At 59.4% G+C, this 11,200-nt stretch carries 9 protein-coding genes and 1 pseudogene; 6 read left to right on the forward strand and 4 right to left on the reverse strand.

From position 1 onward, the window contains the following. Window positions 1-17 precede the first annotated feature (17 nt). Window positions 18-2,621, reverse strand: a complete 2,604-nt coding sequence (locus CL546_RS14380; RefSeq protein WP_290496188.1) for an EAL domain-containing protein — start codon at window positions 2,619-2,621, stop codon at window positions 18-20. Window positions 2,622-2,833: 212 nt separating this feature from the next. Between CL546_RS14380 and mtgA the strand changes: the two genes are divergently transcribed. From mtgA to CL546_RS14395, 3 genes are all read left to right on the forward strand, one after another. Beyond that, window positions 2,834-3,568, forward strand: a complete 735-nt coding sequence (gene mtgA, locus CL546_RS14385) for a monofunctional biosynthetic peptidoglycan transglycosylase (protein ID WP_290496191.1) — start codon at window positions 2,834-2,836, stop codon at window positions 3,566-3,568. After that, window positions 3,565-5,013 (forward strand): META domain-containing protein, encoded by a 1,449-nt coding sequence (locus CL546_RS14390; protein ID WP_290496193.1) that lies wholly within the window; start codon window positions 3,565-3,567, stop codon window positions 5,011-5,013. Before mtgA ends, CL546_RS14390 begins: the two co-directional genes overlap by 4 nt. Window positions 5,014-5,087: 74 nt before the next feature. Then, a complete protein-coding gene (locus CL546_RS14395) occupies window positions 5,088-5,777 on the forward strand; it encodes a type 1 glutamine amidotransferase (protein ID WP_290496195.1) in 690 nt (229 codons plus the stop codon). Window positions 5,778-5,923: 146 nt separating this feature from the next. Here CL546_RS14395 and CL546_RS14400 read toward each other — a convergent pair whose 3' ends face one another. Beyond that, the gene (locus CL546_RS14400) at window positions 5,924-7,603 is read right to left on the reverse strand and encodes a 2-isopropylmalate synthase (protein WP_290496197.1); all 1,680 of its coding nucleotides are present in this window, start codon (window positions 7,601-7,603) and stop codon (window positions 5,924-5,926) included. Window positions 7,604-7,898: 295 nt separating this feature from the next. On the opposite strand from CL546_RS14400, the gene CL546_RS14405 reads away from it, so the two are divergent. Next, a complete protein-coding gene (locus tag CL546_RS14405; protein ID WP_290496199.1) occupies window positions 7,899-8,393 on the forward strand; it encodes an Lrp/AsnC family transcriptional regulator in 495 nt (164 codons plus the stop codon). Between the two features lie 353 nt (window positions 8,394-8,746). Continuing rightward, entirely contained in the window at window positions 8,747-9,208 is a 462-nt protein-coding gene (locus CL546_RS14410) for a flavodoxin family protein (protein ID WP_290496201.1), read from the forward strand. A gap of 120 nt (window positions 9,209-9,328) precedes the next feature. Here CL546_RS14410 and CL546_RS14415 read toward each other — a convergent pair whose 3' ends face one another. Further along, window positions 9,329-10,090: an enoyl-CoA hydratase gene (locus CL546_RS14415; protein WP_290496205.1), complete on the reverse strand. Its 762-nt coding sequence runs from the start codon at window positions 10,088-10,090 to the stop codon at window positions 9,329-9,331. A 145-nt stretch (window positions 10,091-10,235) separates the two neighbouring features. On the opposite strand from CL546_RS14415, the gene CL546_RS14420 reads away from it, so the two are divergent. Beyond that, a complete protein-coding gene (locus CL546_RS14420) occupies window positions 10,236-11,030 on the forward strand; it encodes an ATP-grasp domain-containing protein (protein ID WP_290496203.1) in 795 nt (264 codons plus the stop codon). Here the strand turns inward: CL546_RS14420 and CL546_RS14425 are convergent. Next, window positions 10,976-11,200 (reverse strand): annotated as a pseudogene (locus CL546_RS14425) (hypothetical protein); the annotation flags it as partial. The gene CL546_RS14420 and the pseudogene CL546_RS14425 sit on opposite strands and share 55 nt — an antisense overlap.

Consider the following 11,200-nt stretch of genomic DNA (forward strand, 5'->3'; position numbering starts at 1 on the left):
CGCCGCCCACCCTCATTTCACCGGCGCGCCACAATCTCCGCGCCACGCGTAGCTCCCGCACTATTGTGTTGCTGCTCAAACAATGCGCTCAGAGGTTGTGGCCGGCCAATGGCATAACCCTGGACGAAATCGACCCCCGCCTCTTCCAATACCCCGATCAGGGCGTGCTCTTCCACGTACTCGGCCACGGTTTTCACGCCTAACCGGTGTGCCACCTCGTTGATGGATTCCACAATGGTGCGATCCACGCTGGAGTGCAGCAGGTTGCGCACAAAGCTGCCGTCGATCTTGATGAAATCCACCGGGAAGTGTTTGAGGTAACTGAACGAACTGAAGCCACTGCCAAAATCGTCCAGCGCCACCTTGCAACCCTGTTCACGAATACGCCCGAGCAAATCGCTGGCCGAAGACAGCTGGTTCACCACCGTGGTTTCAGTGATTTCAAAGGTGAGCCGCTCCGGTGACAACGCGGTTTTACTCAACAGGGATTCCAGAAACGGAATAAACGTCGGATCATCCAGCGACGTGGCGGACAAGTTGATGGCAATATTCAGCTTCGGCAGGGCCGCCAGTTCATCGCTGAGAGTCACCAATAACTGGGTCAGCACCCAGCGGTCGATGTGCGGCATCATCTGGTAGCGCTCGGCCGCCGGAATGAACGCACCAGGGTTAAGGATATCGCCATTGCGGTCGCGCAGGCGCAGCAACACCTCGTAGTGGGATTGCTCTGTATCGGTATCGATGGGGCGAATTTCCTGAGCGTAGAGCAGGAAACGGTTTGACTCCAGGGATTCGCGTAGCCCCGCTGCCATCTGTAACTCCAGATGACGACGGGACGCTTCGCTGTCGTCGGGGGTGTACACCGACACCTGGTTTCGGCCCCGGTGTTTCGCCGCATAGCAAGCCACATCCGCCCGGCTCATGGCTTCTTCCACGGTAATCACGTTGGCATCCAGCTGCACCAGCCCGGCGCTGGCGCCGACATCGTAAAGCGATTCCTTCCAGGCAAAACGGATATCGCCCAGTGCGCCAATCAGACGTTCGGCAATCTGGATCGCCCGCTGCGCCGGGCAATGGCGCAGCAACAACCCGAATTCGTCGCCGCCCAGCCGGGCCACCACATCCCCCTCACGCACTTGACGGCCAATCACTCGGGCGCATTCGCGCAGCAGGGCGTCTCCTGCCACATGGCCGGCGGTATCGTTGACCACCTTGAAACGATCCAGGTCGATAAAACACAGCATGCTGTGTTCCGTACCCTGTTCATCAAGGGATTCCTGCAAGGTATTTTCAAATTCCCGGCGGTTGGTGAGGCCAGTCAGGGCATCGTGGGTGGCGTGGTAGCGCAGCTTCTTCTGCATGGCCCGCCGGGAGGTCACATCCCGAAACACCATCACCGCCCCGGTCACCTGGCCATCTGCGGATTTCAGCGGCGCGGCAGAATCCTGAATTTCGTAGCGGCTGCCGTCCCGGCTTTGCAACATGCTGCCTTCGCGCAGGAAGCACACATCGCCTCCGCTCAGGGCCACGGTAATCGGGTTGGGAACCGGGACAGTGGCGTTGTCATCGCTGAGCATCAACACATCGCCAATCGGCAATCCCTCGGCTTCCGCTTCGCGCCAGCCGGTAAGCGACTCGGCCACCGGGTTCATAAAGGTCACCCGGCCGACCTCATCCGTGGCCACCACTCCATCGGCAATGGAGGTCAGGGTGACGCGCAAACGCTCTTTCTCATGGGCCAGGGACTCCTGCATGCCCTTTTCCGCCGTCACATCCCAGTTGGTGCCCACCACCAGCGTTTCCGCACCATCAGAGCGCACCACGGTTTCTGCCCGTACGCGGATATGCCGGATTTCGCCACCGGGCCGCAGGGTCCGAAATTCCGTGTCCAGATCTTCCTCACCCGCAATAACGCGCTGGAACGCCGCGTTGATGTCCGTGTAATCATCCGGGTGCACCTGGTCACGCCAGATCTGCAAGGTGCCATCGCCGGGCGCCCCGGGCTGCACGCCGTAGAGCTCGTACATGCGCTCATCCCAGAACAGCACGTCACTCTGCGGGCTGTACTGCCAGATACCCACCCCTCCCACCTCCAGGGCCATTTGCAGCCGGTGGCGACTCTCCTGCAGCGCCTGTTCCGATAATTTGGCGGCATGGATATTTTCCACCTGGGCAATCAGGTAGCTGACCTGCCCCGCCACACGCACCGCCGAGACCGACAGGCGCACCCAGAGATCATCACCACGGCGGGTAATAAAACGCTGCTCCAGTGAGTAACCGTTGATATCGCCGGACAACAGGTCCGCCAGCATCCCCCGGCTTTTGAGCAGGTCATCCGGGTGGGAAATATCCTGGAAGGAGGTGCTCAGCAGCCCCGTTTCGTCATAACCCGCCAGATCACACAGAGCGTGATTCACCGCCTGCCATTCTCCCCGGGGGCTCAGCAACGCCATGCCAATGGAGGAATGCTTCATCGCCAACCGAAAGCGGATTTCACTGTCTTTTACCTGGGCCAGCTCCGCCCGATTACGCCGTAACACACACCGTAAAAACAGCGCCGCCAACAGCACTGCCAGCAGCACTACCGTGACGGTGACAGCCCCAATCAGCACACCCTGCATGGCATTCGTCCATTATTGTGATTGTTATCCTGCGTTTTCCCGCCCCTCTGTTCACTTTTTGGACGCCTCACGCCTCCCTGGCCAGCTTGACCTGACAAAGCCGGAACTTTCACCGACAATTGGGGCCTGTTACAGGGATTCCCGGTGTCACCGCGCCCGGGCGTCCCGCAAGCCTCTGGGAGAAGAAAAGCTGGCCATCGCCAGCGCCGATCATGACGTTTCGACGACGCCTGTTACAGTGTCTGGCCTTGCTGTTTGTGGCCGCGACCCTGGCCCAGCTCTGGTATCTGGGCCAGGTGTTGCGCCTGCAGCATCACAACCCGGACAACAGCGCTTATATGCACCGCGCCCAGGAGCAGGGCAACGTGCAGCAGTACTGGCGCGATTACGACCAGATCAGTGATTACCTGAAACGGGCCGTGCTAATTTCTGAAGACGCCCATTTCACCCAGCACACCGGCTTCGATTGGGCAGGTATCCGCTATGCCCTGAAACGCAACATGGAAGCCGGCAAGCCAGTGGCAGGCGGCTCCACCATTACCCAGCAACTGGCCAAGAACCTGTACCTGTCTGGCGAACGCACCTATACCCGCAAGGCGCAGGAAGCCGTGATAGCCCTGATGCTGGAAATCGGCCTGAGCAAACGTCGCATTCTGGAACTCTATCTGAATGTGGCCCAGTGGGGGCACCAGATTTACGGTGCGGAAGCGGCAGCACGGCATTATTTCCAGGTCAGCGCCGCGCAGCTCTCTCCCCTGCAAGCAGCACAGCTGGCCGCCATGCTGCCGCGCCCCAATCTTTACGATTTCAAAGGCCCCACCGACTACGTACAACAACGGGCTCAATGGATTCAGGCGCAAATGGCGCTGGTACGCATTCCCGACCCGGGAACCGTCACCCTGCCGCCCCCGCCTGACCCTGCGCCCCCCGAAGGAAACACGCAATGAAGCAGTATGCCGTCCCCTTTGCCGCCCTGTGCTTTAGCGGCCTTGCCCTGCTGGGCTGTAGTGACAACAGCGACAACCAACCCCAACCAGCCCCCGCCGGTAGCGACAACAGCAATGGCATTGCCGGTGTCTGGCAGAACGACCAGCAAGTACTGGTGCTGGAAGCCAACGGGGACCTGTACCTGCCCGCGAACACCAGCCTGCAGGGACTCCACTGGGAACAACAGGACGACATCCTGACGTTCAATTATCTGGACAACCGCGAGCAACGCGTTACCCAGGCCACCGCCACCGGCCTGCAGCAAGGCGACACTCTGACCCTGACCCGCCCGACAGCCACCACCGGGGACAACACCACAGAGACTACCAACAGCGAAACCGCCGAAACTGATGCCGACGCGGTAACCAACGCCGAGCCCCCCAATACAGGTGCAGACCCATCGTTATTCAGTGGCGATTATCAGCGTGCCAACCAGGCCGTGGCGCATATCAGCGGCACGGCCACACGCCCGCAAGACAGCGACCTGCCAGACAAGGCTGTGCTCACCGTCGCGCTACTGAACAGCCAGATCGACAAAGATGCCGCAGGAACGCAGCCCGTTGCCAAACGTCTGATCCGCCTGGACGAAAACGCCACCAGCCTGCCCTTCCGCTTGTACTATCTGCCAGACGACCTGAAAGCGGACCATGAGTATCAGATCTTCAGTCAGATCCTCGCCGATGGCGGGCTTTTCTATCAATCCGACGCTGTGACCCTCACGCGCAACAAGCACGGTTTTGACGATGTAACCCTGCCGCTCACTGAAGTCATGACCGACAGCGAAACCCTGCGCGGCGCCATCACCCGCGGCAAGCCCGGCCAGGACCGTGACACTTTTACCCTGTGCAACAGCGACCGCCGCCTGCTAATCCGCGGCCCGCAAAGCGACGACTTGCTGGCCGCCTACGACAACGGCATCCGCTACCCACAGCAACCCCGCGTGGCCACCGTCAGCGGCTTGGTACGCAAGGTTCCCGGCAGCCAGGAAGGCAGCACCGAAGCCGCTCTTATCGTGGAAAGCTTCAACCTGGAAGCGGGCATGGAAAACTGCCAACTGCCCACCGCCGAACTGACTCACACCCGCTGGCAGCTGACCCACCTGGGAGCGGATCGCATTATTCTTGGCAGTGCGGCGCAAGTGCCGTTTCTCACCTTCAACGATGACAGCAAGGTCAAAGGCCATGGCAGCTGCAACAACCTGAATGGCAGCTACCAGCGCAACGACCCACAACTGGCGCTGTCCAACCTGGCGACCACACGCAAGGCCTGCCCGACCAGTGCCATCGAAAGCCGCTACCTTGATGCCCTCAAGACCAGCGATCACTTCCGCATCGACGGTGAACTGCTTACCCTGTTTGATAAAGACGACGAGGCGGTGGCCAGCTTTCAGGCCATTTATCTATAACCCTAACCCGCTTTACCGCCCCTGTTTCGACCCACTCGCGGGCGCAACAGGGGCTCGCAAAAAGGGAAATCACCATGCGTGTTCATTACCTGTCCCATGTTCCGTTCGAACAACTGGGCGCCATGGAAGACTGGTTTCAGGAGCGAGACATCAGCATCCGCCAATCACTGCTGTTCGCCGGTGACGCACTGCCCACCCCGGCGGATTTTGATGTACTGGTGGTGATGGGTGGCCCCATGGGCGCCGATGACGACAGCCGGTTCCCCTGGATGAGCGCCGAAAAGGCGCTGATCCGCGAAAGCATCGCGGCGGGGAAAAAGGTGCTGGGCATCTGTCTGGGCGCCCAACTGATTGCCCGGGTGCTGGGCGCCCCGGTGACCGCCAACCCGGAAAAGGAAATCGGCTGGTTCCCGGTTTACCCCTCACCCGCCGGCAAGAACGACAGCATCGGCAAACTGTTTGCCGGCGCGCCTGCGGTACTGCACTGGCATGGCGACACCTTTGCCATTCCCGATGGCGCCGTGCATTTGCTGGAAAGTGAAGGCTGCCGCAACCAGGCCTTCCGCTACGGCGACAACGTGCTGGCCCTGCAGTTTCATCTGGAGCTGGAGAGCGGCAACGCTGAAGCCCTCTGCGATGCCTGCCCGGAGGATCTTACACCCGATCGCTGGGTGGAAAGCCGCGACGACTTGCTCGGTGATCCGCAGCGTTTTAGCGCATCGAAAGCCTTGTTAGGGCGCGTCCTGAATGCGTTTCTGGGATGACCTGACATGCCCTATGTCGGATTACGCCTTTCAGGCTAATTCGACCTACAAAATTCAGCCTTCCAAGTAGGTCGAATTAGGCCGAAGGCCGTAATCCGACATGTCACTGGATTCTGCACCCCCACAAAAACAAAGCCGCCGCAATGCTAGCCATTAACGATCAGCGGCTCACTGCTTTTCTGCACCCGGCCCACCGCAGACAGGATCGCCTGCAACGCCGCCGCCGTGGTATCCGCGGCCATGGCCACGGCGCTTTGCGTGGCATCACCCACTTGCACGCGCACACAGGCCATGGCGTTGGCTTCGGTGCTGTCGCCCAATGAATACTCATCGAACGACACCACTTTCACCTCGCCGCCAATACGCCGGTTCAATGCATCCACCAGAGCTGACATGGCGCCATCACCACGGCCGGATAACAGCGTCACCGGCTGGCTTTCATCGCCAATGCTGATCTGCGCCTGCACCTGTTCATTGCTGCGATTCAGGTCGTAGGAGCGCAACACCCAGCCCATGGGCACGTTCAGGTAATCGCTGTTGAAACGGCGATGCACCCGCTCGCTGGTGATCTCGCCACCGTCTTCTTCCGCATCGCCCTGCACCACACCGGCCAACTCCTGCTGCAACCAGCGCGGCAAATCGATACCAAAATCCCGCTCCAGAACATGGGCCACCCCGCCCTTGCCGGACTGGGAGTTGATGCGTACCACTTCCTCGTAACGCCGCCCCACATCGGCCGGATCAATGGGCAGATAGGCTGCGGTCCAGATATCCCCTTCCTGGTAACGGGCCAGGCATTTACGAATGGCATCCTGGTGGCTACCGGAAAACGCACTGAACACCAGATCGCCCGCATACGGGTGGCGGGGATGGGTCTGGATATCGGTGATTTCTTCCACCAACGCCACGATTTCTTTCATGCGTGAGAAATCAATTTGCGGGTCGGTGCCCTGGCTGTACAGGTTCATGCCGGCCGTCACCAAATCCATATTGCCGGTGCGCTCACCGTTGCCCAACAGAGTCCCTTCCACCCGGTCTGCACCGGCCATCACCGCCATTTCTGCCGCCGCCACACCACAACCCCGATCATCGTGGGTGTGCACACTGATAATCACGTCATCGCGATACTGAATATTGTCGTTAACCAGCTCGACCTGGTCGGCAAACACATTGGGGGTGCTGACTTCCACCGTGGCCGGCAGATTGATGATTACTCGCTGCCCCTGATCCGGACGCCACACCGCATTCACCGCATCAATGACTTCGATGGCGAAATCCGTCTCTGTAGCACTGAACGTTTCCGGAGAGTACTGGAAGCTCCAGTGGGTCTCAGGCTGTTTGGCCGCGCAATCGCGTACCCACTCAGCCGCGCGCACGGCGATGGCCTTGCAGCCGGCCTTGTCCACGTTGAACACCTGCTCGCGGAACGTGGGCGAGGTGGCATTGTAGATATGCACCACCGCATTTTTGGCGCCCTGCAGCGACTCAAAAGTCCGCTCGATCAACTCTTCCCGGGCCTGGGTGAGCACCTGAATATGGACATCGTCGGGCACCAGATCTTCTTCGATCAAGGCTCGGCAAAAATCAAAATCGATCTGGCTGGCGGAAGGAAAACCCACTTCGATTTCCTTGAAACCCAACTCCACCAACATCTGGAAAAAGCGGCGTTTTTGCGCCACGGACATGGGCTTGATCAAGGCCTGGTTGCCATCGCGCAGGTCCACCGCCGCCCATAGGGGCGCTTTCTCGATGCGCTGGTTCGGCCAGCGACGGTCGGGCTTGTCGATAACAGGAAAAGGCTGGTATTTGGTGTGATCAAAGCTCATGTGGAATCCTCAAAGTAAAAAGGGGCAGAGACTGCCCCCAGAATTACTAACCGGCTCTCCCAGGGATACTGCTTGATGCGGCTAACAATGGCGTTGCGATCTCGGGTCTCGATCAGGGCGCCGGTAGGCACGGGTAGCAGCGGTGAGGGGCCTCTGGCTTGTGGCCGTCGGCGTCACCGCCCTACGAGAGATACTTTACGCCGCCCGCCTGGCAATGTGTTTGCTTTATTCCTCTGTTTTTGGCCATATAAGCAATAATATCGCGTAAAATAGAAAATTATTGGAGTCAACACCTGTGAACAGCCCAAAACTGGCAACACTGGATCGCACAGACCTGCGTATTCTCGATGCCCTGCAACATGACGGCGGGCTGACCAACCAGCAACTGGCCGAAACAGTGGGGCTGTCACCCTCCCCCTGCTCACGGCGGGTCCAGAAGCTGGAAGCGGCGGGCATCATCATCAAGCGCGAGACAGTACTGGATGCCCGCAAGCTGGGCCTGGACCTGACCGTGATGATCCAGATCAGCATGGACCGCCACACCCCGGAACGTTTCGCCAATTTCGAGGAAAAAGTGGCCAGCTTCCCGGAGGTGCAGCAGTGCTATCTGGTCACCGGGCAGGATGCGGACTACCTGTTGAAAGTGGTCGTGCCGGATATCGACGCCTACCAGCATTTTTTGCTCAACCAGATCACCCGGATCGAAGGGGTCAGTGGCGTACATTCCAGCTTTGTAATGCGGCGCGTGGTGGATACGGCGGCGCTGCCGTTGAATTATGTGGATGCGTGAGGAGCGAGTGACGAGTTGCGAAAATCCCAACGCGGAACAACGGTTTTGCCTTTCGAAACTCGCTCCTCGTCACTCGATACTTATTGATCGCACTCGCACACCCCAATCCCTTGTAGGAGCACCTCTTGAGGTGCGAACAAGCCGTAGAACGAACAACCAGAATGAAAAAGAAAAACGTCCAGAACTCATCGCCATCCGAATACCGCCCCTTCGCCCGGGCTCGGGTTCGCACCTCAAGAGGTACTCCTACAGCGGCTTCGTAGTCTGGCCGTTGTCATGTGTCAGGCAACACACCTACAGATGCCCCCTGAGCTGATATGCTGACTCCATCGACTGCGTTGAATTGCGAGACCATGAAAAACCTGCTGATCGTTGCCCACGCCCCATCACCGAACACGCAAAAACTCCGTGAGGCCGCCGCGCGGGGCGCCAGCCATGGGGATATCGAGAATGTTTCGGTCACCGTCAAGGCTCCGCTGGATGCCGGGCCAGAGGATGTGATGGCCTGTGATGCCATCCTGCTCGGCACCACGGAGAATCTGGGCTACATGAGCGGCGCGCTGAAAGATTTTTTTGACCGCACCTATTACGCCGTACTGGAAGAAAAGCAGGGCCTGCCCTGCGCCCTGTACATCCGTGCCGGCCATGACGGCACCGGCACCCGCCGGGCAGTGGAAACCATCGTCACCGGCCTACGCTGGAACTGGGTACAGGACCCTCAGGTGTTAAAAGGGGAATGGCAGGACAGCTTCGAGACCGAAGTGGAAGAACTGGGGATGTATCTGGCGGCCGGGCTGGATGCGGGGATTATTTAGCAGCGAGTTGCGAGTTGCGAGTTGCGAGTTGCGAGTTGCGAAAAACTAAAACCTGTTTCAGGAGCTCCTGATTGCAGCTTTTGATCTTCGCAACTCGTCACTCGAAACTCGTTACTGCTCTTAGCCCTTGCTCTTGCTCACCATGGCCGCAATCACCGCCTTGGCTTCGTCGCCCTGAAGCATCTCGCCGAACAACACCAGGTCTTCTTGCACCACCTGATGCAGCGGCTTGTTGATGGACTCACGCATCAGCCGTTTGCTCGCCTGTAAGGCGCGCGGTGGCTTTTTCGCCAGGGTCGCCGCCATGTTGCGCGCTGTCGCGTCCAGCTCATCACCCTTCACCACTTTGGCGACCAGGCCGATTTCCAGCGCTTCCGCAGCCAACATAGGCTCACCGAGCAGCAACATGCGAGCCGCACGCTGATAACCAATCCAGGCCGGCAACAGCTTGGCGGAACCGGCTTCCGGTACTGCGCCCAGATCCACAAACGGCGTGATCAGTTTGGCATCCTCGGACGCGACCACCAGGTCCATGTGCAACAGCATGGTGGTGCCCACGCCTACCGCATTACCCTGCACGGCCGCCACTACCGCCTTGGGGAAATCGTGAATGGCCTGAATGAAATGGGCCGCCTCACCGGCTTCGCCGGGCTTGGCATTCAGGAAATCCATCAGGTCGTTACCGGCACTGAAAGACTTTCCCTCCCCCCGGAACAGCACCACGCGCACATCATCACTCTGCTCAGCGGCAGCCAACAGCTTAACCAGATCCCGGTACATGGCGCTGGTCAGCGCATTCAACTTGTCCGGGCGGTTCAAGGTAATTTCCATCACTGATTCAGTGTTGCTCACCAGAACCAGATCACTTTCCAGTGTCGGCATCGTCACGACAGCTCTCCCAATCGTATTTATAGTCGGGCAAGGCTAGCGGGCGCACCCTCGCCTGCCAAGGGCGAATAACGACAAAGACGCTTGACCGGCCGGTCAAAGGCGATTAAAAAAGCGAACCTTGATCGGAAACCCTACCGTGAAACTGATTACCTTCGATCCTTTCCGCACCCTCGGCCTCCCCGGCGTGCGCTATATCAAGCCGGAACACATGCACCAACACCGCGACGAATTGACGGCTGCGGACTGGCTGCTGTTCCCTGGCTACTGGCAGATTAACAGCCTGCACTATGTGCTCAAGCGACCCATTTTCCCCAGCCTGTGTAGCTACCATCTGGGCCACGACAAGGTGGAAATGACCCGCGCCCTGCAAACGGCCTGCCCGGACCATGTACCCGACACCCTGATCACCGCATCAGACAAATACGGCATCGCCCAGATTCTGGACCAATGGCGTTTTCCGTTTGTGGCCAAGTCGGTGCGCTCCAGTCAGGGCATGGGCGTTTACCTGATCGAAAACCGGCAACAGCTGCTGGACTATGCCGCACAGGAATCGGTGCTCTATGTGCAGAAACTGCTGCCCATCGTGCGCGATCTGCGCATCGTGGTGGTAGGCCACAACGTGGTAGCCAGTTACTGGCGGGAAGGCTCCGGCTTTCTGAACAACGTGAGCCAGGGCGGCCGGGTACGCACGGATCTGCCGGTGCCCGGCAGCGCGGTGTCACTGGTGGAAGGACTGGCGCGGTATCTGGATATCAATCACGCCGGGTTTGATGTGGCCATGGTGGATGGTCACCCCTACATTCTGGAATTCAATCGACTGTTCGGGAACACCGGCATTCCTGAGCTGAACCGCAATGTGCAGCGGGCCATGCACGACTATTTGCTGGGCGCGACCTTGCCCCCGTCATCGGACAGCAAAGTCTCCGCCTGAGTCCGCAGCAACGCCTGGTAGCGATGGGCCAACTGCTCCACCGGCTGCAAGCGCACCCGGTGGTCGCCAGCACAGACGACCTGCGCCTTCTCAGGCTGATAGAGCGCTTTCACATCCAGCTCAGCCAGGGTCAGCTGGGTATCCGGCACATTGAGGCGGCCCGGCACCCC

The organism is Alcanivorax sp., assembly GCF_002726155.1.
In the GTDB taxonomy this organism is placed as follows: Bacteria; Pseudomonadota; Gammaproteobacteria; order Pseudomonadales; family Alcanivoracaceae; genus Alcanivorax.

What these genes read in the sequence shown, in the direction of transcription:
- CL546_RS14380 (WP_290496188.1), bottom strand. Translation starts at nt 2,621, where the DNA reads ATGCAGGGTGTGCTGATTGGGGCTGTCACCGTCACGGTAGTGCTGCTG.
- mtgA (WP_290496191.1), top strand. Translation starts at nt 2,834, where the DNA reads ATGACGTTTCGACGACGCCTGTTACAGTGTCTGGCCTTGCTGTTTGTG.
- CL546_RS14390 (WP_290496193.1), top strand. Translation starts at nt 3,565, where the DNA reads ATGAAGCAGTATGCCGTCCCCTTTGCCGCCCTGTGCTTTAGCGGCCTT.
- CL546_RS14395 (WP_290496195.1), top strand. Translation starts at nt 5,088, where the DNA reads ATGCGTGTTCATTACCTGTCCCATGTTCCGTTCGAACAACTGGGCGCC.
- CL546_RS14400 (WP_290496197.1), bottom strand. Translation starts at nt 7,603, where the DNA reads ATGAGCTTTGATCACACCAAATACCAGCCTTTTCCTGTTATCGACAAG.
- CL546_RS14410 (WP_290496201.1), top strand. Translation starts at nt 8,747, where the DNA reads ATGAAAAACCTGCTGATCGTTGCCCACGCCCCATCACCGAACACGCAA.
- CL546_RS14415 (WP_290496205.1), bottom strand. Translation starts at nt 10,090, where the DNA reads ATGCCGACACTGGAAAGTGATCTGGTTCTGGTGAGCAACACTGAATCA.